The sequence below is a fragment of the Gordonia mangrovi genome, from assembly GCF_024734075.1.
Classification (GTDB): domain Bacteria; phylum Actinomycetota; class Actinomycetes; order Mycobacteriales; family Mycobacteriaceae; genus Gordonia; species Gordonia mangrovi.
Map to the genome: position 1 here is coordinate 650,174 of NZ_CP102850.1, position 19,773 is coordinate 669,946.

Consider the following 19,773-nt stretch of genomic DNA (forward strand, 5'->3'; position numbering starts at 1 on the left):
ATGACGCTGAGCCGAACCTCACGCCACCCCGCCCTCGACGCCTTCGCCGCCAACTTCTCCGACAACGCGCTCGGTCCGGTGCGGACCCTCGGCCGCACCTTCCGGCTGTCCATCGTCGCCACCCTCCAGATGGCGCTCGACCTCGTCCGCGGTCAGCTCAAGGTCCGCGAGGCCGTGGTGATGGCCTGGTATCTGGTCAGCGTCACCGCGCTGCCCGCCTTCCTGATGGCCATCCCGTTCGGTGTGATCGTGACCATCCAGATCGGCAACATCATCAATCAGCTGGGCGCCCAGTCGCTGCTCGGTGCCGCGTCCGGATTCGCCGTCATCCAGCAGGCCGCGCCGCTCGCCGCCGGAATTCTGCTCGGTGGTGCCGGGGCGTCGGCCATCGCCGCCGACCTCGGCGCGCGCACCGTCCGCGAGGAGATCGACGCCATGCGCACCATGGGCGTCGACCCCATCCAGCGACTCGTGGTGCCCCGGGTCATCGCCGCCGCGGTGGTGGCGCCGCTGCTCGCGATCTTCATCGTGGTGGTCGGGGTGATCGCCGCGTTCTATCTGGCGGTCACCATGCAGGGCGTCGGACCGGGGAGTTACTGGCAGTCCTTCGGCTCCTTCGCCTCCCAGCGCGACATGGCCCTGGCGCTGATCAAGGCCTCGATCTTCGGCGTGATCATCGCCGTCATCGGCTGCCAGCGCGGTTTGGAGGCCAAGGGCGGACCGCGGGGCGTCGCCGACGGTGTCAACGCCACCGTGGTGGTCTCGACGGTGGCGATCATCGGCGTGAACTTCGTCATCACGTTGATCTACACGGTCTTCTTCCCACTCCAGATCGGTTGAACCACCGGATGTTTGACCGTCCATGCCATCCGCGCACCTGCCACGCAGCCGCGCTTGTCGAGACATGCGCGGATGCGTGGCAACCGCGCGGATGATGTGACCGACCTGGCAGACTGTCTGCCATGTCCGCGTTCTTGATTCGTTCCGCGTTCACCGGGTTCGCCCTGTGGATAGCGACACTCATCGTGCCGGGGCTCGATTTCGTCGGGGGAACGACGAATTGGGAGAAGTTCGGCATCGTCGTGGTGGTGTCGTTGATCTTCGGCGTCGTCAACGCCTTCATCAAACCGGTCGTGCAGATCTTGTCGATTCCGCTCTACATCCTGACGCTTGGCCTCGTCCACGTCGCCATCAACGCGTTCATGCTGGAGATCACCGCGTGGATCACCCGCAACACCACCCACTGGGGCCTGGAGGTCGACAGCTTCTTCTGGTCGGCGATCCTCGGCGCCATCGTGATCTCGATCGTCGGATGGATGCTGGGCCTGTTGATGAAGGAGCCGGTGTGAGTCGCCGTGGGGTGATGCGGGTCGCGGCGGCCGTCGCCGCGGTGGTCGCGGTGCTGTTCGTGTCGGCCTGCGGTGGTGACGGCGGCAGCGGAGGCGACCCGCGCACGGTGACGGTCAACGGGACCGGCACGGTGACCGGGGCGCCCGACACGTTGCGCGTCGACATTGGGGTGGAGGCAACCGCGGCGGACGTGTCGAGCGCGTTGAACACCTCGAGCGCCCAGGTCCGGGAGGTCACCGACGCCGTGGTCGCCGAAGGGGTGGAACGCCGCGACATCCAGACCCAACAGGTGAACCTCACGCCCCAGTACTCCACTGCCGCGCCCGGCACCTCCCGCGAGATCACCGGCTACCAGGCCACCAACACCATTCGGGTCACCATCCGCGACATCGGTGCGGCATCGCAGGTCCTGTCGGCCGCAGCCACCGCCGGCGGTGACAGCACCCGGATCGGCAACGTCGCCTTCGCGATCGACGACGACTCGGACCTGATGCGGCAGGCCCGCGAAGCCGCGTTCGACGACGCGCGGTCACGCGCCGAACAGTACGCGTCACTGGCCGGCGACTCGCTGGGCAAGGTTCAGACCATCACCGAGTCGACCAGCGGGCAACAACAACCGACCACGGTGCAGCGTGATTCGTCCGCGGCCGCCGCACCGGTCCCGATCGAGCCGGGCGAGCAGACGCTCACGTTCTCCGTCACGGTCACCTATGCGCTGAGCTGAGTTCGTCGGCGATCTCGTCGGCCCATCGCCGGATCGCATCCCAGTCACGGGCATCCCGGAACGCCCCCGGGGTGCTACGTGCGACCGACTTCTCCATGAAGCCGTGCGGGTCGTCGGGGACCTTGCCGGCAAACACCGTGTGTCCGCGTACACCTGCCGACTCGGCGAGGTCGAGCACCTTGTGCGGCTCGAGCCACTTCGACTCCTCCTCGAGCTGCTCGGCGGCATGCTCACCGGTCGGTCCGGAACTGAAGATCCAGAACGGCATGGTGGCCAGCGCGTCGTGGTGATACTTGAGAAAGTCGCGGGCATGTTTGCGCCACCGCCCCGTGTACACCGCACTGCCCAGGACCACCGCCTGGTATCCCGTGCAGGTGGCGTCGGCCGCCTCGACGCAGTCGGCGTCGAGTCCGCGTGCGCGCAGTTCCGCGGCGATCGCCTCGGCGATCTCGGCGGTCGCGTGATGTTTGCTGGCATAGGCGACGAGAACTTTCGACATGTGTTCATCGTCACTCCCGACCGCCCGCGGCAGCCAGAGCACAAGGTCCCCTGTGCGGGGATGGCCGCGCCCGGACCGGCCTGCGGCCGGTTTCCGATGACATGGCACGCTATGGCGCATGCGAGCTGTGATCCAGCGGGTGAGCCGGGCGTCGGTCGTCGTCGATGACGACATCGTCGGCGAACTCGATCTCGTCGACGGTCGCCAGGGCATCGTCGCGCTGGTTGGGGTCACCCACGACGACACCGCCGACGCGGCGACGAAACTGGCCGACAAGATCTGGCGGTTGCGGATTCTGGATGGTCCGGACCACCGGGCGGCGTCGGCGTCCGATGTCGACGCACCGATCCTGGTGATCAGCCAGTTCACCCTGTACGCGAATACCGCGAAGGGTCGACGTCCGTCGTGGAACGGGGCCGCGCCGGGTGCGGTGGCCGAGCCACTCGTGGATGCGGTCGCCGATGCACTGCGCGCAATGGGCGCCACCGTGGCCACGGGGCGGTTCGGCGCCCACATGGAGGTGTCGCTGACCAACGACGGCCCGGTGACACTGATACTCGACGTGTGAGACGTCGTCGGCGGATCGGTACGCTCGAGACCGTGGGACGTATCACCGCCCGACGGCGGGTGACCAGGATCAGACGCGACGCGACGCCATCGACACGCGCCGATGTCCTCGCCGTCGAGGAGCCTCTGGAGATCCGGGTGAACGGCGGCCGCCTGACCGTCACGATGCGCACCCCGGGCAACGACGTCGATCTGGCGTTCGGATTCCTCGTCTCCGAGGGTGTGATCACCCGCGGCGACCAGATCGACACCGCCCGGTACTGCGCCGGCGCCACCGACGAGGGCCGCAACACCTACAACGTCCTCGACGTCACGCTGGCCCCGGACGTGCCGCCACCGGCGCCCGACCTGGCGCGCAGCCTCACCACCACCAGCGCGTGCGGCGTCTGCGGCAAGGACAGCATCGAATCGGTCACCACGCGCTCGGCCTTCGATCCCGCGGCCGACCCACTCGTCGTGGACGCCGACGTGCTACTCGACCTCCCGACACGCCTGCGCGAGGGGCAATCGGTCTTCGACAAGACCGGCGGTCTGCACGCCGCGGCGATCATCGACGGCCACACCGGCGACATCGTCGTCCTCCGTGAGGATGTCGGGCGCCACAATGCGGTCGACAAGGCCATCGGTTGGGCCACCGCCGCACACCGGCTGCCGTTGCGCGGACACATCCTTCAGGTCTCCGGTCGCGCCAGCTTCGAACTCGTGCAGAAGGCTGCGATGGCGGGCATCCCGATGCTGTCGGCGGTGTCGGCACCGTCGTCGCTCGCCGTTGACCTGGCCGACGATCGCGGCATCACCCTCGTCGGATTCTCGCGGGGCGAGTCGATGGTGCTCTACACCCGGCCCGACCGCATCCGAACCTCGGCTGCGGCGTCGGCCGTCGTGAGCTGACTTCCGGCCGGACACCGGCGATCTCAGTCGTTGCGCGAGGCCGCGAGCCGTAGCAGCTGACCGGGTGTCGCATCCGGCAGGTACGCCCGAGAGATCGCCAGCCCGATGCGCGGGAGATCTGCCTCGTCGCGGTAGGCGAGATACACCGGCTCGTAGCGCGGGTTGAACTTCTTCTTGAACACGTGCAACGAGCGGAAACCGTAGAAAGGTTCCATCGCCGCACCGAGACTGTCGAGGACCCGATCCATCCGCTCGGTCTCCGTGTCGTCCTCGTCGCCGCGCGCCAGCGGCGCGCCAGACAGCGAGATGAACTGTGCACCCTCATCTTTGAAGGTGACCGCGGACGATGCGATCAGATACTCGACCACCGGCCCGAAACCGTCGGTGCGGCGACGCATGATGTCGAGGGTCCAGCCACGCACCGCGCCGCCCGGAGCGTAGACCGGCAGCCACGACAACACACCGTGCACGCTCCCCTCCTCGTCGAGCGCCAGGGCCACCCGCACCTCCGGGTCCATCGCCTCGTCGACGCTGCCGAGGGTGAACCCCATCTCCGGCAAGCCCTTGTCGCCCACCCACTCCTCGGAGATCGCGCGTACCTGCGCCTTGATCGAGAACGGTTCGCCTGCCAGGTGTGTCACCTGGCACGAGATCGACTGTTTCTTGGCCTTGTTGAGCGCTGAGCGGACGTGCTGCCACTTCTTGCCCTTGAATTCGAGATCGGGCAGGTCGACGATCGTGTCCTCGGCGATCTGCACGCTGCGCCAACCCGATTCCTCGACCACCCGCGCGGTACCCGCGCCGACGGAGAACCAGCACGGGGTCTTGCCGCTGCGCTCGGCGAGGTCGATGAACCCCTGTACCGCGGGCACCAGGCCGTCGTCGGAGCAGACGGGATCGGCCAGCGCCAGCATCGTACCCAGGTGATTCTGATAGGTGACGACGCCGGTTCCGTTCTCGGAGAACAGGTATTCGTTCCCGGGCCACGTGATCATCCACGACATCGTGCCGCCGCCGTGGTCGTGCAGTAACTCCTTGACCACCGTCACCGGTTCCTCGCCGTGGGTGGGTCCCTGATACCGGACTCGCCATGGCACTCGGAAGGCGAACCGACCCGGGATCAGGATGGCCAGTTCGACCGCCCACAGCAACGACGTACCCACGGTGACCGACCCCTGCGAACCGAAATCCCTCGTGACGACGACCAGAACGAGTACCACGAGCGTGACCGCCACGGTCAGCGAGCCGACGACGATCGCGACCCACCACGCCCACCGACGGCCCCGGCGCAGTTGATCGGCGATCGCGACATTGATGACGACGCCGACGAGGACGGACCAGAACGAGTCCTCGTCGGCCGCGTCGGTCGGCCCGAACGGACCGTCGGTCGGGAACATCCACACCACGAGGCTCGCCGCGGCGATGACGAGCACGCCGATGCAGGCGAGCAGACGGACCTCACGCCGGGTTCGTGCGAAGAAACCCTTCTCCCCTGTACTGAACCATTTCTCGCCGACCCAGAGCATCAACGCGACGGCGATCACGTACTCCGCGGTGGCCAGTGTCCCCTCGAAGAGAAAAGTGATGGCGACGGCGGCGGCGAGCGATGCGCGCAGTCGAAGTCGCCACGGTGAGCGCACCGTGGCCGTCGCGACCGCCACCGCACAGATCACCATCGTCATCACCCCGACAGTGCGGGTGTCGGCGAGCCGGTCGGCCCATTCCCACGACAATGCGCCACGCGTCAACAGCCACAACAGAAATGCGCAGATGAGCTCGACCACCACGAAGCCACCGACCGCGACCGCGAGCACGCGCGCGGTTCCCAGACGCCATTCCGCCCAGCCGATTCCGGCCGCCACGGCGATCAACGCGACCACAAACGTCCCGGGGCTCGTCTCCACCACGCCGGCGGACAGCAGAGTCCACCACCGATGGTCGCCGAGAGCCGGCACACCGTAGGCGACCTGGGAGTACCAGGTCTTGTCCGATGCCGATCCCCACAGCGACCCGGTGGCCACCCCGACGACCAGGATCAGACACCACAGTCCGATCGTGAACGGCAGGCGGACGAGCACGCGGCGCGCAGTCGCGACCGTCGCGCCGACGCCGTCGACTGCGTTTGCGTCGGCGGCCGCTTCGTCGATCGTGGCCATCGCTCACCGTCCGGGTCCGAGAATACCTGGAGGTCAGGGTAACAATGGAGCATGGCGCTCACCGGCGATCAACGCAGGCGAGCGCTCAGTTCGGTCGGGTCGTGAGAATCCGCGGCCCGTCCCCGGTGACCACCACGGTGTGCTCCCAGTGCGCCGCGCGCGACCCATCGTCGGTGACCACGGTCCAGTCGTCGTCGAGCACGCTCGTCTCGGTGGTGCCGAGGGTGAGCATCGGTTCGATGGCAAGGGTGGAACCGATCACCAGCCGCGGACCACGATTGGGTTTGCCCTCGTTGGCGAGGAACGGCTCCATGTGCATCTCCCTGCCGATGCCATGACCGCCGTAGCCCGCGACGATGCCGAACGAGCGGCCGAACTTCTGTTCGGCAGCGCGGGTACCGAGTTCGATCGCATGGGAGATGTCGGTCAACCGCGCGCCGTCGACCATCGCCGCGATACCCGCTTCCATCGACAGCCGGGCGGCCTCGGACAGTTCGGCGTCGGCGGTGGAGAGTTCGCCGACCCCGAATGTCCACGCGGAGTCCCCGTGCCAACCGTCGAGGATCGCCCCGCAGTCGATGGACACCAGATCGCCCTCGGCGAGGACCACATCCGCGGAGGGGATCCCGTGCACGACGACATCGTTGACCGAACTGCAGATCGATCCGGGGAAGCCGTGGTAGCCCTTGAAGGACGGGATCGCACCGGCATCCCGGATCACCGCCTCGGCGACATCGTCGAGATCGAGGGTGGTGGCGCCCACGGTGGCGGCATCGCGGACCGCCACCAGCGCGGCGCCGACGACCGCACCCGCGGCCGCCATCGCGTCGACCTCGCCGGGTGTCCGGAACGGGACGGGCCTGGGTTTACGAAAAGCCATGCGAACGACCGAGGTACGCAGCAGCGATGGCGATCAGGACACGCCCGCGCCCAGCGCGCTCAGCACACGCTGGTGGACGTCCTGAACATCACCGACGGCGTCGATGGTCTTGACCTCGTCGTCGTAGTACTCGAGCAACGGGGCGGTCTCCTTGGTGTACACCGCCATCCGGTTGCGGATCACCTCTTCGGTGTCGTCGGCGCGACCTCGGGCCATCATCCGCTCCACCACGACATCGGTGTCGACGACGAACGACAGCACCGCATCGAGGCCGGTGTCGAGCTTGGCGAGGATCTCCTTCAGCGCGTCGGCCTGCTCGGTCGAGCGCGGGAAACCGTCGAGGATGAAGCCCTTCGCGGCGTCGGGTTCGGCGACCCGGGCACGGACCATGTCCACGGTGATCTCGGAGGGAACCAGATCGCCGGCATCGAGGTAGCGCTTGGCTTCGATACCCACCGCGGTTCCCTGGGAGATGTTGGCACGGAAGAGGTCTCCGGTGGAGATGTGCGGGATGCCGATCGCTTCGGACAGCAGTTCCGCCTGGGTACCCTTGCCGGCACCGGGGGGGCCGAGAATGACGAGTCTCACTTCAGGAATCCTTCGTACTTACGTTGCATCAATTGACTGTTGACTTGCTTCATCGTGTCCAGACCCACGCCGACCATGATCAAGACGGCCGTGCCCCCAAATGGCAGGTTCTGCACACCACCGCTGTTACCGATCTCGAGGAACAGGTTTGGCAGTACGGCGATGATACCCAGGTAGATCGAGCCCGGCAGTGTGATGCGGCTCAACACGTAGCCCAGGTAGTCGGCGGTCGGCTGGCCCGGACGGATACCCGGGATGAAGCCGCCGTACTTCTTCATGTCCTCGGCGCGCTCTTCGGGGTTGAAGGTCACCGCGACGTAGAAGTACGTGAAGAAGATGATCATCAGGAAGTACACGACGATGTAGACCCAGCTGCCCGGATCGGTCAGGTACTCACTGATGTAGCGCTGCCAGCTGGACTGCTCCCCCGTGGGGTCCTGTGTCAGCTGCAGGATGAGCTGCGGCAGATAGAGCAGCGATGAGGCGAAGATCACCGGGATGACGCCGGCCTGGTTGACCTTCAGCGGCAGGTAGGTGGAGGAACCGCCGTACATCTTGCGGCCCACCATGCGCTTGGCGTACTGGACCGGGATGCGGCGCTGCCCCTGCTCGATGAACACGACACCGGCCACGATCAGGAGCGCGGCGACACACACCAGGGAGAACACCAGCGGACCGCGGGTGTCCAGGATGTTGCGGCCCTCGGCCGGAATACGTGCGGCGATACCGGCGAAGATCAGCAAGGACATGCCGTTGCCGACGCCACGCTCGGTGATGAGCTCGCCGAACCACATCACGACACACGCGCCGGCGGTCATCACGAGCACGATGATCGCGAGCCCGAAGATGGATTGGTCGTTGATGATCTGATCGCCGACCGAACAGTCGGCGAGGAGCTGTCCCCGGTCGGCCAGCGCCACGATTCCGGTCGACTGCAACAACGCCAGCGCCACCGTGAGGTAGCGGGTGTACTGCGTCATCTTGGCCTGGCCGGATTGACCTTCCTTGCGCAGCTGCTCGAACCGCGGGATGACCACGGTGAGCAGCTGAACGATGATGCTGGCCGTGATGTAGGGCATGATGCCGATCGCGAACACCGACAGCTGCAGCAGCGCGCCGCCGGAGAACAGGCTGATCAGCGAGTAGATGTTCGCCGAATCGCCCTGCGACACCTCGTCGAGGCATGCCCGGACGGTCTGATAGTCGACGCCGGGCGAGGGAATGGTCGCACCCAGTCGATACAGCACGACGATGCCGATGACGAAGAGGATCTTCTTCCTCAGATCGGGCGTCCTAAAGGCCGCGACGAGGGGGGAAAACACTAACTCCTCCTAGGAACGACCACGCGACAAGGACTCGCATCCCCCACGTGCTCGGCAATCGACGTTGATCGAAGCGTCAAGACAACGCTTGAACTCTAACAGTCACGTCATCGGTGCTCGTCAGCGCGACGGCCCGGTGCCGGGCTTGTCCGAACCGACAGCGGCGAACCGACGCCGACGGACGGCGCCACGGTGATCCGTGAGCCGCCCGTCGGCGTCGGGTGAGACAACTCAGAGTTCGGTCGCGCTGCCACCGGCAGCAGCGATCTTCTCCTTGGCCGAAGCCGTGAACTTGTTGGCGGTGACGTCGACCTTCACGCCGAGGTCCCCGTCGCCGAGCACCTTGACGAGCTGGTTGCGACGAACCGCACCAGCGGCGACGAGCTCGTCGACACCGATGGCGCCGCCCTGCGGGAACAGACGAGCGATGTCACCGACGTTGACGACCTGATACTCGACCCGGTTGTTGTTCTTGAAACCCTTGAGCTTCGGCAACCGCATGTGGATCGGCATCTGGCCACCCTCGAAGGCGGCGGGCACGTTCTTACGTGCCTTGGTGCCCTTGGTGCCGCGTCCGGCGGTCTTACCCTTGGACGCCTCACCGCGACCCACGCGGGTCTTGTCGGTCTTGGCACCCGGAGCGGGGCGAAGGTGGTGGAGCTTGATTGTCATTGCTTGACCTCTTCGACTGTCACGAGGTGCCGAACCACGTTGATGAGGCCGCGGTTGATCGGGGTGTCCTCGCGGGTGACCGACTTGCGGATGCCCTTCAGTCCGAGGGTCCGCAGGCTGTCACGCTGGTTCTTCTTGGTACCGATGGTGCCCTTGACCTGGGTGATCTTGAGTTCTGCCATGGTGATCAGACTCCTTGTCCGGCACGGGCACGCAACATGCCCGCGGGAGCGACATCTTCGATCGGCAGACCACGACGTGCGGCGACCTCTTCGGGACGCTGCAGCATCTTCAGCGCGGCAACGGTCGCATGGACGACGTTGATCGCGTTGTCGCTGCCGAGGCTCTTGGCGAGCACATCGTGCACGCCCGCGCACTCCAGCACGGCACGCACCGCGCCACCGGCGATCACACCGGTACCGGGGCTGGCCGGACGGAGCATCACGACACCTGCGGCGGCCTCGCCCTGGACCGGGTGGGTCACGGTGCCGGCGATCAGCGGCACGCGGAAGAAGTTCTTGCGAGCCTCTTCGACGCCCTTCTGGATCGCGGCCGGGACTTCCTTGGCCTTGCCGTAGCCGACACCGACCATGCCCTGGCCGTCGCCGACCACCACGAGCGCGGTGAAGGAGAAGCGACGGCCACCCTTCACCACCTTCGAGACACGGTTGATGGCGACCACGCGCTCGAGCTGGTTGCGATCCTCGCGATCACGGCCGCCGCGGTCGTCGCGACGACCACGGCCGCGACGCTCGCCGCGCTGGTCGTTGTTGCCACCGGTGGCGGCGTTGTTGTCGTTTCCGGCGGGTCCGTTTCCGCCGTCACGCTGACGTCCGGGCATCAGAGGTTCCCTCCGGTCATGTTGGTGTAGCTGGTGTAGATGGTCATCAGAAGGTCAGCCCTCCCTCGCGGGCGGCGTCGGCGAGCGCGGCGATCCGGCCGTGGTACTCCTTGCCACCACGGTCGAACACGACGGTCTCGACACCGGCTGCCTTCGCGCGGGCGGCGATCAGCTCGCCGACCTTGCGTGCCTGGGCGGTCTTGTCGCCGTCGAGCGAGCGCACATCGGCCTCGATGGACGACGCCGCGGCCAGGGTCTTGCCGGCCAGGTCGTCGATCAGCTGGACGTGGATGTGACGCGAGCTGCGCTTGACCGACAGACGCGGGCGCTCCGGGGTGCCGCTGACCTTCTTGCGAAGACGGAAGTGCCGATTGGCGGTCGCGGTGCGACGACGCGTCGACACGTCCTTGCCGAGCGGCTTGCGAACGGTTTTGGTTGCGGTATCACTCATGGCTTACTTACCCGTCTTTCCGACCTTGCGACGGATCTGCTCACCCTCGTAGCGAATGCCCTTGCCCTTGTAGGGGTCCGGACGACGCAGGCGGCGGATGTTCGCCGAGATCTGGCCGACTTGCTGCTTGTCGATACCCGAGACCGAGAACTTCGTGGGCGATTCCACGGCGAAGGAGATTCCTTCGGGCGCCTCGATCGGCACGGGATGGCTGTAGCCGAGGGCGAACTCGAGGTCACTGCCCTTGGCCTGCACGCGGTAGCCGACACCGAAGATCTCCATCTTCGTGGTGTAGCCCTGCGTGACGCCGATGACGAGGTTGTTCACCAGCGTGCGGCTCAGGCCGTGCAGGGAACGGTTGCGGCGCTCGTCGTTCGGCCGGCTGACAACGATGGCGTTGTCTTCCTTGACGACGGTGATCGGCTCTGCCAGGGAGACGCTCAGCTCACCCTTGGGGCCCTTCACCTTGACGTCCTGGCCGTCGATCGTGACGTCGACTCCGGCCGGGATCTGAATGGGGTGCTTACCGATTCGCGACATTTGTAGGCCTCCCCTTACCAGACGTAGGCGAGGACTTCGCCGCCCACGCCCTGGTTGGCTGCCTGGCGGTCGGTGAGCAGACCCGACGACGTGGAGATGATGGCCACGCCGAGGCCGCCCAGCACCTTGGGCAGGTTGGTGGACTTTGCATACACCCGCAGACCCGGCTTGGACACGCGGCGCAGACCAGCGATGCTGCGCTCACGGCTCGGGCCGTACTTGAGGGACACGACGAGGTTCTTGCCGATCTCCGCATCTTCGGTGCGGTAGTCGGTGATGTAGCCCTCGCGCTTGAGGATCTCGGCGATGTTCACCTTGATCTTCGACGACGGCAGGACCACCTCGTCGTGGAACGCCGAATTGGCGTTACGCAGACGTGTCAAGAAGTCTGCGATCGGGTCAGTCATGGTCATGGTTGACCGTCAACCTTTCTCGTAGCGGTTCCCATACAGCGCCGGACGCGGGAAAATGATCCCTGACCTGCGGTGGGCCTTCCACGAAGTGGATAGTTGTGCATAAGGTTCTCGCCGCCGATGCCCCTGGCTTTTCACCAGCACCGGCGACTGTTCAGTTGTGGTGAGCGGCCTGCAGCGGGGCAGGCAACCGTTCAAGTGTAGAGAATTGGCTGGCCAGACCCAAATCGGTGCGTTCGGGGGTTGCGATGCCCCTTCGCGACGCCCGCTCGCACGGCGCTGCTCAACCGGCACGGGCCGCCCCTGCTGGTGATCGAGCAGCCCGCGAGCCCCTGGGCGAGCGAGCGTATCGAGATCACCGCGGCCCGACCTCGAAGTCGTACCGCGACGTCGGCACCACGTCCAGATTCTGGTGCGCACCGAACCGCGCAACACTCGCCAGCATCCGCGTCATGCGACGTTCGAGCTCTGCCTGATCTCCCCCGCTGCCGTAGAACGCGTGTACGTCGGACACCGCGGCCATTGCGAACAACTCCTCGACGATCGCGTCGACCACCGGGGCATCCGGGGTCAGCGCCCGTTCGACGATGTTCTGGGTATAGCCGAACGTCGCCTGCGTGTCGATGGCGACCCGGGTGTGGTCGTCGAGCCAGATGCGTAACCACTCGGCCCGTGGCAGGTCGCGCGGTCGGCGCAGGAAGGCGAGGTTGGCCAGGGCATCGATCCGGGTGCCGTCGGCGGGCAATGCGGGATCGAGCGGGGCGCGTTCGGCGACCTGCCAGGCAGCCAACGTGCGCACCCGGGCATCGAGCAGGTCGAGCACAGCGGACGCATCGTCGGCCCAGACACTCACCACCGCGTCGATCGGCGGATCGAGTTCACTGATCCGCATCGCCCCGGCGACCGCGGCGTCACTCACGTTCACCTGAAGGCGCCTCGCGCCGGCCGCGGCGCATGCGTCGCGGAATTCGCCGGTCAGCAACACCGCTGTCGGATCGTCGTCCCAGATCGCGGCCATTATCTTCGCCGTCACCTCGGCGACGTTATCCGGTCGGCGCCAGAGCGGGTGGCGGCGGATGGTCAACGCGCGGGTGGACTCGGATCGCGCGGGTCGGCTCGGGTCGCGCGAGCGGTCGACGAGCCGCGCCTTCGTTGCGGACCCGCGTGTTGCGAGACGACCCGCGTAGCCGACCGGCTGCGGTTCGGCAGCCTGCGGGCGCAGGCACGCATCCGACAATTCGGGCACCATCGGTGTCATGGACCGCCGACAGTTCTTGACCGCCGGAGCGGTGTCGGGACTGGCACTGGTCGTCGCCGCCTGCACCGAGGCCGACCCGTCGCCACCACCGACCTCCACACCCGACTCGCCCGCACCCGATCTCCCGCCGTCGGGTGCGGGCGATCCCGTGGTGACCGGGACGGTCGCCGAGGGGCTGAACGTGCCGTGGGCCATCGCGTTCCTGCGTGACGGCTCCGCCCTGGTGACCCAACGTGACGACGCCACCATCGTGCGCGTCACTCCCGACGGCGCGGTCCGGACGGTCGGGGATGTGTCCGACGCCGCCCCGCGCGGCGAAGGGGGCCTGCAGGGCATCTCGATCGGTCCGGACGAGGACGCGGTGTTCGTCTACTACACCACCGCGCGCGACAACCGGCTGGTGCGGATGGAGTTCGACGGCGCACGGGTCTCGAATCCGCGGCCACTGATCACCGGGCTCGACACAGCGTTCAATCACCACGGGGGCGCCGTGGTGCGCGCACCCGACGGCTACCTCTACGTGGCCGTCGGCGACGCGGCCCAGCCCGACGTCGCCCAGGATGTGAACGCACTCAACGGGAAGATCCTGCGCGTCGACGACGGCGGGCGCCCCGCACCGGACAATCCCTTCGGCAACGAGGTGTGGTCGACGGGGCACCGCAACAACGAAGGCCTGGCCTTCGACGCCGCCGGGCGGCTGTGGGCCAGCGAGTTCGGTCAGGACCGTCGCGACGAACTCAACCTGATCGTGCGTGGTGGCAACTACGGCTGGCCGGAGTTCGAGGGTGAATCCGACGACCCGGGCTTCATCTCCCCGGTGGTCACCTGGCCGCCCGGCGAGGCCTCCCCCGCCGGGCTGGCCATCGTCGGTGGGCACGCCTACATGGCTGCCCTGCGCGGTCGGCGCCTGTGGCGGATTCCCATCGACGATGCGTCGGGCGAGAGTGATGTCGGCGATCCGCGGGGGCTGTTCACCGACACCTACGGGCGGCTGCGCGCAGTGGCCGCGGCCCCCGACGGATCGCTGTGGGTGAGCACCAGCAACACCGACGGGCGTGGGCGTCCGGCGCCCGGGGACGACCGCATCCTGCGCGTCGCAGTGTGATGCCGGACCGGCCGCCGTGCAGAGTTCGACCAGAACGGTCGCTCGTCGCCGGAGACGGTGCGAGAGTTGACGGTATGGATGCCACCCGCCTACCTGAACTCGTCGACCAGCTCCTGACCACCGCGCACTCCGCCAGCAGCGGGCGCGCCGCGCAGACCCTGTACGGCAGTGCCGACAACCATCTGCGTCAGACCGTCATCGCCCTGGTCGCCGGCAGCCGGATGGCCGAGCACGAGAGTCCGGGTGAGGCGAGTCTGCAGATCCTGCGCGGTCACGTCACGCTGAGTACGGCGAATGAGAAGTGGGAAGGTGTCGACGGCGACCTGCTCGGCATCCCGAACGAGCGTCATGGCCTGCTGGCACAACAGGATTCGGCCGTTCTGCTCACCGTGGTGACCAGCTGATCGACGTCGGGGCGCCCATGCGCCGGCGGCACGCCGTGCCCACCGCGCGGATCGGTGAGCCCCGTTCGGCGGCAACCGTTATATTTCTCAACGATGATCCCAGCGCCCCCGCCCCCGCCCCCGGCCTCCGCGGAGTGGCACACGGGGACACGTGGGCACAGCGACTGGATCGCCCGCGCACGGCGGCCGGGACGTGTCCTGCGGCTCACGGATGTGCGGCGCGACGACGTGGACGTGCTGGTGGCCGAGATCGGCGACGAACTGCCGATAATCATGACCTACTGCGGTTCGACGCCCCCGTCGGCACGGGGTGTCGTCGAGGACATCCTCGATGCCCTCGAACGCATCGTGCTGTCGCTCGCACCGGCATGGCTCGACACCGACGTCACGGCCATGCCCGCCCTCGATGTGGCCGTGGCCGAGTCGCGCGCCCGAGATCTGTGCCACGCCAACGCCGACTACCGACCATTCGTCGTCGAATTGGCACGCGCGGCAGCCAGCCGATCAGCGCCGCGGTCCACACCGGCACCTGCACATCGAGCCCGCGGACTCATCCGTCTGCTACGGCGGGCGTACGGTCGCGACGACGTCGTACTCGCCGTCACCGCGCCGCCGGACCTCGACGCCGCAGCACAATCAGCGGTCGCCGCCGGTGTCGGGTGGGTCGCCGAACACGGCAACGTCACCGTCTGGATTCCGGCCGACACACTGCCCGAGGTGACCCGCTGCGCCCCGGTACGTCGGCATGGACCCTCGGTGTCGACGACCAGCACGCACGCCGCAGCCGGGTCCGCCCCGTCGCCGACGATCACGATCAGACGTCGTGAAGGCATGCCGGCACCCCACAGCGCTGCCGAACAGACACTCGAACGGGCGCTGAGTGGTTGCCCATGGGCCGCACGGCGACGCTGGAACCGCCGCGTCGACGACGTGGACCCGCTACTGCCGATGGCCATCGTCGATCTGCACTGGCAGGCCGAACGCCTCGTCGTCGAGGTCGACGGCGCCGACCATCGCGAACCGGCCAAGTACGCTGCCGACCGAGCCCGCGACAACGCGCTGCAGCGTCACGGCTGCCTCGTGTTGCGCTACACCAATGAGCAGGTAATCGCCGACGTCGGCCGCGTCGTCGGCGAGATCCACGACGCACTCGTCGAACGCGGTGGACCGACCTCGCCGCACCCGTCCACGTTCGGAAGGAATCACTGACGATGGAACACGTGTCGCTGACACCGTCGCAGAGCGCGGTGCTGTTCGTGCTCATGTCGCAGGCCCGCGAGGTCCCCAACCCCGAGCTGAGGCACTACGCACCCGAACTGACCAAGCGCAGCCGCGAGACGCTGAACCACCTGGGGCTCATCGACTCGGTGAAAGGGCCACGCAACAGCTTCGTACATATCCTGACCGACCGCGGGTGGGCATGGTGTGCACGCGAACTCGCCGAGCAACCCCCGAAAGGTGCGCAGCCGCCGATCCGCGCGCTGTACACCGTGATGGCCGCTATCGGACGCTACCTCGCCGCCGAGGACCTCCGGCTGTTCGAGGTGTTCCGGCCGGACGATACGGCCGGCGCCACCGGGCAAGCCGCGCCCAACCTGCCCGGCCGCATCCGCGGCGCCTACGCCGCGATGGCCGCACGACCCGGAGCATGGCTGTCCGTGGCAGCGCTGCGCGCCGCGCTCGCCGACGTGGACACCACCACCTTCGATGACGCCCTGGTGGACATGCAGCGCACGCCAGGCGTCAGTCTGATCCCGCAGGAGGATCGCGCCCTACTGGGCGACTCCGATCGGGCGGCCGCCGTCGTGGTGGGCACTCAGGAGTGTCACCTCTTCGCCATCGAGGAGCAGTGATGGACGATCGGACCCGCCAGGCGCTGGAATCCATTCGACTCGATTGGGCCGCCACCCCGGACGACGTGTGGGGACCGCAGGCGCCCCTGCACGTGGCCGGACTACACGAGTCCACCGTGGGTGACATCATGCGCGCCTTCGCCGACGCGCGACGCAGCAAGGCGGCCAGCCCACTCGGCGTCGCCGTGCGCGGACCCGCGGGTGCCGGGAAGACACATCTCCTCGGCCAGGTGCGGGAAAGGGTGCACGACGCCGGCGGATACTTCTTTCTGGTGAAACTGCTCGACGGCGAGGACTTCTGGCGTTCGGTGCTCGTCGCGATGTTGGAGGACCTCAGCCGTCCCACACCGACGCATCGCTCCCAACTGGCCCAGCTGCTGCACCGACTCGGGACCGCCACCGGCGTCGGCGTCGACGACCTGGCCGCGGTGACCGGGGAGACCTCGGTGACGCCGGAGATCCTGGACCGCTACGTGACCGCCGTCTACACCAAGCACTCGCGTCATCGTCGACGCTCACAACACATCCTGCGGGCGCTGGTGCTGACCGAGGCCGATGACTTCGCGACCAAAGATCTCGGCGAGGCATTCCTCCACCTCGACGTCGACGACGGCGAAGAGCTGGCGCAGTGGGGAATCCGCAACGCACGTCTGGGCTACCAGGAGATCGTCGAGAACATCTCCCGGATCATCGCTTTCGACAATGCGGCGGTGCTGGCCATCGATCAGATCGACACGTTGATCGAGGCGGCCAAGTCCGAGAACCGGCATGACGAGAACTCCGTCGAGAAGGTGGCCCATGGCCTGATGTCGATCCGCGAGACGATGAGCCGGACCGCCGCCGTGGTCTCCTCGATCACGGCTGCCTGGGAGTACCTGGAAGCCCACGTGATGGCATCGGCGATGGACCGGTTCCGACAACCACCACGACTGCAACGCCCCGCCTCGGCAGACTTCGGCCGAACCTTGTTGGCCAAGCGGTTTGCGCCGTGCTTCGCCGACGCCGACTTCACGCCGCCGTATCCCACCTGGCCGGTCACCGATGCCGCACTCGCGACGTCGGTCGATTTCACGCCCCGGGAGCTGATGCGGACCGTCGACCGCCACATCGGGACGTGTCTACGCGCCGACGCCTTCGCCGAGATGACGTCGCTGGCCGCCTCGGAGCCGGTCGAACACAGCTCGACCACCGAGGACAAACCCGAACTGGCGCAACTCGATCAGCGGTTTGCCGAGCTGGTGACGACGGCCGACGCGGCGCCCGCCCTGACCCCCGAGGACGAGGACCGGGTGGTCCCGATGCTGCTCCAGGCCGGATTGGCCTCATGGATCGAGGCTCTCGGCGACGCCGGAGCGGCCTTCGCGCAGGATCCGAAGCCCAGCCCCAAGGCGGTGCTGCACGGCCGCATCACCCGCATTCTCGATCCGGAGACCGACGCCGAGGAGTCGTGGAGCTTTCGCGCGGTCTCGGCGACACACCCGCGCTCGGTACAGGCGCGGCTGGCCAACGCGACCACGGCGGCCGGTCTCTCGCTCGGCAGCGCCGCGCGGACGCTGGTGATCCTCCGCCGTGATCCCTGGCCGTCGGGTGCGAAGACCCAGGAGATGGTCGCCGAACTCCATGCGCGCGGCGGGCACGTGCTGGCCTGGACCGAAGACGACATCAAGCTCCTGACCGCACTCGCCCGGATACGTTCGGAGCGTTCGGAATTTCTCAGCGAATGGACGGCACGCCGCAACCCGGCGGCGCGCATCGGGTTCATCCGGGACATCCTGGAACCGGCCTCTCGTACGGTGGCGACCCGCGCCGCACCGTCGGCACCAGCCGATGACCGCACGCCGGTCGCCGCCGGCCGGGCCGCTCGCCACGATGCCGCGCCACAGCGGCCCACACCGGCCCGCAGCGGCGACCGCTACGCCGTGTCCGCGCTGAGCGAGCCGGCCACCAGCGTCGTGTTCGGCGCAGCCGCACGCCCCGAGACGAGCCCACTGCCGCCGACCGCGGCTGCGGACCTCGGCCCCGCAGTGATCCCGCTGGGCACCACGGTCGGCTCGCAGCGCCCGGTGACGGTGGACCTCGAGGCCTTGCGCAAGCACGCCGTCATTTTTGCCGGATCCGGATCCGGCAAGACCGTCTTGATCCGCCGGATCGTCGAAGAGGCTGCGTTACAGGGTGTTTCATCGATCGTCCTCGATGTGAACAACGACCTGTCGCGACTCGGGTTCGCGTGGCCCGACGGCGAGCGCAGCTGGGCGGATGCGGGCGAGCGGCAGAAGGCCGCCGACTACCTCTCCGGCACCGAGGTGGTGGTGTTCACCCCGGGCAGATCGTCGGGTCGGCCGTTGAGTTTTCGCCCACTCCCCGACCTCGCCGACGTCGCCGACGACCCCGACGAATTCGAGGCCGCGGTCGAATCGGCGGTGGCCGGACTCATACCGAGGGCGATGGTCGGCGGCAAGACCGCCAAGGCCACCCAGTCCCGCGCGGTGCTGATGGATGCGCTGCGGTACTTCGGTCGGCAGCGTTCGGGCGGGATCGTCGAATTCATCGATCTGTTGACCGATCTGCCCGACGACGTGAGCGGGCTGCGCGAAGCACGTCGGTACGCCGCCGAGATGGCCGAGAACCTCAAGGCTGCCCGTGCCTACGATCCCCTATTCGGCGGCGTCGGGGACCCGGCCGACCCCGGGCTCCTGCTCACGCCGGCCGCGGGGTATCGCGCCCGCATCTCGGTGATCAACCTCGCCGCCCTGGTCGGCGACGACAAACGGCAGAACTTCGTGAACGAACTGCAGATGGCGCTGTTCGCGTGGATCAAGCGACATCCCGCCGGCGACCGGCCCCTCGGCGGACTCTTCGTGATGGACGAGGCACAGAACTACGCACCGTCGGACCGGGGCACCGCATGCCTGCACAGTACGGTGGCGTTGGTCTCGCAGGCTCGCAAGTACGGCCTCGGCCTGGTGTTCGCCACGCAGGCGCCCAAGGGACTCAACTCCAAGATCCCCGGGAACTGCGCCACCCAGTTCTTCGGGATGCTCAATGCGCCGGTGCAGATCGCCACGGCCCAGGAGATCGCCCGTGCCAAGGGCAGCTCGATCAGCGATGTCGGGCGGCTGAGCACCGGCGTGTTCTACGTCGCGTCCGAGGGTGACGGCTTCGCCAAGACGAGCACTCCGCTGTGTTTGAGCCACCATCCCAAGAGTCCCCCGACCGAGGACGAGGTCGCCGAGATCGCGCGATGCTCGGCGGGCTGACG

Annotated in this window: 22 protein-coding genes; 10 read left to right on the top strand and 12 right to left on the bottom strand. The window is 67.5% G+C overall.

What is annotated here, in order from left to right; all coding sequences use genetic code 11:
• The 3 genes from NWF22_RS03150 to NWF22_RS03160 all read left to right on the top strand — a co-directional run bounded on the left by NWF22_RS03150 (position 1) and on the right by NWF22_RS03160 (position 2,074).
• The gene (locus NWF22_RS03150; RefSeq protein WP_160900669.1) at positions 1 to 840 is read left to right on the top strand and encodes an ABC transporter permease; all 840 of its coding nucleotides are present in this window, start codon (positions 1 to 3) and stop codon (positions 838 to 840) included.
• A 122-nt stretch (positions 841 to 962) separates the two neighbouring features.
• Positions 963 to 1,349 (top strand): phage holin family protein, encoded by a 387-nt coding sequence (locus NWF22_RS03155; protein ID WP_160900668.1) that lies wholly within the window; start codon positions 963 to 965, stop codon positions 1,347 to 1,349.
• A gap of 14 nt (positions 1,350 to 1,363) precedes the next feature.
• Positions 1,364 to 2,074, top strand: coding sequence for an SIMPL domain-containing protein (locus tag NWF22_RS03160; protein ID WP_202398314.1), 711 nt, complete (start codon positions 1,364 to 1,366; stop codon positions 2,072 to 2,074).
• Here the strand turns inward: NWF22_RS03160 and NWF22_RS03165 are convergent.
• Complete coding sequence (locus NWF22_RS03165; protein WP_160900666.1) at positions 2,055 to 2,573, bottom strand: flavodoxin domain-containing protein; 519 nt, start codon at positions 2,571 to 2,573, stop codon at positions 2,055 to 2,057. The genes NWF22_RS03160 and NWF22_RS03165 overlap by 20 nt on opposite strands.
• A 118-nt stretch (positions 2,574 to 2,691) precedes the next feature.
• Here NWF22_RS03165 and dtd point away from each other — a divergent pair, with 118 nt between their 5' ends.
• Together dtd and fdhD are read left to right on the top strand one after the other, a co-directional pair.
• Complete coding sequence (gene dtd / locus NWF22_RS03170; protein WP_160900665.1) at positions 2,692 to 3,141, top strand: D-aminoacyl-tRNA deacylase; 450 nt, start codon at positions 2,692 to 2,694, stop codon at positions 3,139 to 3,141.
• Between the two features lie 32 nt (positions 3,142 to 3,173).
• The gene (fdhD, locus tag NWF22_RS03175) at positions 3,174 to 4,031 is read left to right on the top strand and encodes a formate dehydrogenase accessory sulfurtransferase FdhD (protein WP_160900664.1); all 858 of its coding nucleotides are present in this window, start codon (positions 3,174 to 3,176) and stop codon (positions 4,029 to 4,031) included.
• 23 nt (positions 4,032 to 4,054) lie between these two features.
• Here fdhD and NWF22_RS03180 read toward each other — a convergent pair whose 3' ends face one another.
• The 11 genes from NWF22_RS03180 to NWF22_RS03230 all read right to left on the bottom strand — a co-directional run bounded on the left by NWF22_RS03180 (position 4,055) and on the right by NWF22_RS03230 (position 12,912).
• Positions 4,055 to 6,187 (bottom strand): bifunctional lysylphosphatidylglycerol flippase/synthetase MprF, encoded by a 2,133-nt coding sequence (locus NWF22_RS03180; protein WP_160900663.1) that lies wholly within the window; start codon positions 6,185 to 6,187, stop codon positions 4,055 to 4,057.
• 85 nt (positions 6,188 to 6,272) lie between these two features.
• A complete protein-coding gene (gene map / locus NWF22_RS03185; protein WP_160900662.1) occupies positions 6,273 to 7,067 on the bottom strand; it encodes a type I methionyl aminopeptidase in 795 nt (264 codons plus the stop codon).
• 33 nt (positions 7,068 to 7,100) lie between these two features.
• Positions 7,101 to 7,655: an adenylate kinase gene (locus NWF22_RS03190; RefSeq protein ID WP_160900661.1), complete on the bottom strand. Its 555-nt coding sequence runs from the start codon at positions 7,653 to 7,655 to the stop codon at positions 7,101 to 7,103.
• Positions 7,652 to 8,977, bottom strand: a complete 1,326-nt coding sequence (secY, locus tag NWF22_RS03195; RefSeq protein ID WP_160900660.1) for a preprotein translocase subunit SecY — start codon at positions 8,975 to 8,977, stop codon at positions 7,652 to 7,654. The genes NWF22_RS03190 and secY overlap by 4 nt, the downstream gene beginning before the upstream one ends.
• A gap of 231 nt (positions 8,978 to 9,208) precedes the next feature.
• Positions 9,209 to 9,649: a 50S ribosomal protein L15 gene (gene rplO / locus NWF22_RS03200; protein WP_160900659.1), complete on the bottom strand. Its 441-nt coding sequence runs from the start codon at positions 9,647 to 9,649 to the stop codon at positions 9,209 to 9,211.
• Positions 9,646 to 9,831, bottom strand: a complete 186-nt coding sequence (gene rpmD / locus NWF22_RS03205) for a 50S ribosomal protein L30 (protein WP_160900658.1) — start codon at positions 9,829 to 9,831, stop codon at positions 9,646 to 9,648. The genes rplO and rpmD overlap by 4 nt, the downstream gene beginning before the upstream one ends.
• Positions 9,832 to 9,836: 5 nt before the next feature.
• A complete protein-coding gene (gene rpsE, locus NWF22_RS03210) occupies positions 9,837 to 10,490 on the bottom strand; it encodes a 30S ribosomal protein S5 (RefSeq protein ID WP_160900657.1) in 654 nt (217 codons plus the stop codon).
• A gap of 46 nt (positions 10,491 to 10,536) precedes the next feature.
• A complete protein-coding gene (gene rplR / locus NWF22_RS03215; protein WP_160900656.1) occupies positions 10,537 to 10,941 on the bottom strand; it encodes a 50S ribosomal protein L18 in 405 nt (134 codons plus the stop codon).
• Positions 10,942 to 10,944: 3 nt separating this feature from the next.
• Positions 10,945 to 11,481: a 50S ribosomal protein L6 gene (rplF, locus tag NWF22_RS03220; protein WP_160900655.1), complete on the bottom strand. Its 537-nt coding sequence runs from the start codon at positions 11,479 to 11,481 to the stop codon at positions 10,945 to 10,947.
• A gap of 14 nt (positions 11,482 to 11,495) precedes the next feature.
• Entirely contained in the window at positions 11,496 to 11,894 is a 399-nt protein-coding gene (gene rpsH / locus NWF22_RS03225; RefSeq protein ID WP_160900654.1) for a 30S ribosomal protein S8, read from the bottom strand.
• 355 nt (positions 11,895 to 12,249) lie between these two features.
• On the bottom strand, positions 12,250 to 12,912 hold the full coding sequence (locus tag NWF22_RS03230; protein WP_202398312.1) for an EthD domain-containing protein: 663 nt from the start codon (positions 12,910 to 12,912) through the stop codon (positions 12,250 to 12,252).
• Between the two features lie 238 nt (positions 12,913 to 13,150).
• On the opposite strand from NWF22_RS03230, the gene NWF22_RS03235 reads away from it, so the two are divergent.
• The 5 genes from NWF22_RS03235 to NWF22_RS03255 all read left to right on the top strand — a co-directional run bounded on the left by NWF22_RS03235 (position 13,151) and on the right by NWF22_RS03255 (position 19,771).
• The gene (locus NWF22_RS03235) at positions 13,151 to 14,257 is read left to right on the top strand and encodes a PQQ-dependent sugar dehydrogenase (protein WP_160900653.1); all 1,107 of its coding nucleotides are present in this window, start codon (positions 13,151 to 13,153) and stop codon (positions 14,255 to 14,257) included.
• Positions 14,258 to 14,331: 74 nt separating this feature from the next.
• The gene (locus NWF22_RS03240) at positions 14,332 to 14,661 is read left to right on the top strand and encodes a cupin domain-containing protein (protein WP_160900652.1); all 330 of its coding nucleotides are present in this window, start codon (positions 14,332 to 14,334) and stop codon (positions 14,659 to 14,661) included.
• Positions 14,662 to 14,754: 93 nt separating this feature from the next.
• Positions 14,755 to 15,870 (top strand): endonuclease domain-containing protein, encoded by a 1,116-nt coding sequence (locus NWF22_RS03245; RefSeq protein WP_160900651.1) that lies wholly within the window; start codon positions 14,755 to 14,757, stop codon positions 15,868 to 15,870.
• Positions 15,871 to 15,872: 2 nt separating this feature from the next.
• The gene (locus NWF22_RS03250; RefSeq protein ID WP_160900650.1) at positions 15,873 to 16,514 is read left to right on the top strand and encodes a MarR family transcriptional regulator; all 642 of its coding nucleotides are present in this window, start codon (positions 15,873 to 15,875) and stop codon (positions 16,512 to 16,514) included.
• Positions 16,514 to 19,771, top strand: a complete 3,258-nt coding sequence (locus tag NWF22_RS03255) for a helicase HerA domain-containing protein (protein WP_202398166.1) — start codon at positions 16,514 to 16,516, stop codon at positions 19,769 to 19,771. The genes NWF22_RS03250 and NWF22_RS03255 overlap by 1 nt, the downstream gene beginning before the upstream one ends.
• Positions 19,772 to 19,773: the final 2 nt, after the last annotated feature.

Excerpts from the sequence above, each read along its gene's own strand:
- NWF22_RS03235 (WP_160900653.1), top strand. The coding sequence starts at position 13,151 with ATGGACCGCCGACAGTTCTTGACCGCCGGAGCGGTGTCGGGACTGGCA.
- NWF22_RS03245 (WP_160900651.1), top strand. The coding sequence starts at position 14,755 with ATGATCCCAGCGCCCCCGCCCCCGCCCCCGGCCTCCGCGGAGTGGCAC.
- rplO (WP_160900659.1), bottom strand. The coding sequence starts at position 9,649 with ATGACAATCAAGCTCCACCACCTTCGCCCCGCTCCGGGTGCCAAGACC.
- NWF22_RS03255 (WP_202398166.1), top strand. The coding sequence starts at position 16,514 with ATGGACGATCGGACCCGCCAGGCGCTGGAATCCATTCGACTCGATTGG.
- NWF22_RS03165 (WP_160900666.1), bottom strand. The coding sequence starts at position 2,573 with ATGTCGAAAGTTCTCGTCGCCTATGCCAGCAAACATCACGCGACCGCC.
- rpsE (WP_160900657.1), bottom strand. The coding sequence starts at position 10,490 with ATGCCCGGACGTCAGCGTGACGGCGGAAACGGACCCGCCGGAAACGAC.
- NWF22_RS03230 (WP_202398312.1), bottom strand. The coding sequence starts at position 12,912 with ATGGCCGCGATCTGGGACGACGATCCGACAGCGGTGTTGCTGACCGGC.
- NWF22_RS03160 (WP_202398314.1), top strand. The coding sequence starts at position 1,364 with ATGCGGGTCGCGGCGGCCGTCGCCGCGGTGGTCGCGGTGCTGTTCGTG.
- NWF22_RS03240 (WP_160900652.1), top strand. The coding sequence starts at position 14,332 with ATGGATGCCACCCGCCTACCTGAACTCGTCGACCAGCTCCTGACCACC.
- map (WP_160900662.1), bottom strand. The coding sequence starts at position 7,067 with ATGGCTTTTCGTAAACCCAGGCCCGTCCCGTTCCGGACACCCGGCGAG.
- NWF22_RS03250 (WP_160900650.1), top strand. The coding sequence starts at position 15,873 with ATGGAACACGTGTCGCTGACACCGTCGCAGAGCGCGGTGCTGTTCGTG.
- rplF (WP_160900655.1), bottom strand. The coding sequence starts at position 11,481 with ATGTCGCGAATCGGTAAGCACCCCATTCAGATCCCGGCCGGAGTCGAC.
- NWF22_RS03180 (WP_160900663.1), bottom strand. The coding sequence starts at position 6,187 with ATGGCCACGATCGACGAAGCGGCCGCCGACGCAAACGCAGTCGACGGC.
- NWF22_RS03150 (WP_160900669.1), top strand. The coding sequence starts at position 1 with ATGACGCTGAGCCGAACCTCACGCCACCCCGCCCTCGACGCCTTCGCC.
- dtd (WP_160900665.1), top strand. The coding sequence starts at position 2,692 with ATGCGAGCTGTGATCCAGCGGGTGAGCCGGGCGTCGGTCGTCGTCGAT.
- rpsH (WP_160900654.1), bottom strand. The coding sequence starts at position 11,894 with ATGACCATGACTGACCCGATCGCAGACTTCTTGACACGTCTGCGTAAC.
- NWF22_RS03155 (WP_160900668.1), top strand. The coding sequence starts at position 963 with ATGTCCGCGTTCTTGATTCGTTCCGCGTTCACCGGGTTCGCCCTGTGG.
- rplR (WP_160900656.1), bottom strand. The coding sequence starts at position 10,941 with ATGAGTGATACCGCAACCAAAACCGTTCGCAAGCCGCTCGGCAAGGAC.
- rpmD (WP_160900658.1), bottom strand. The coding sequence starts at position 9,831 with ATGGCAGAACTCAAGATCACCCAGGTCAAGGGCACCATCGGTACCAAG.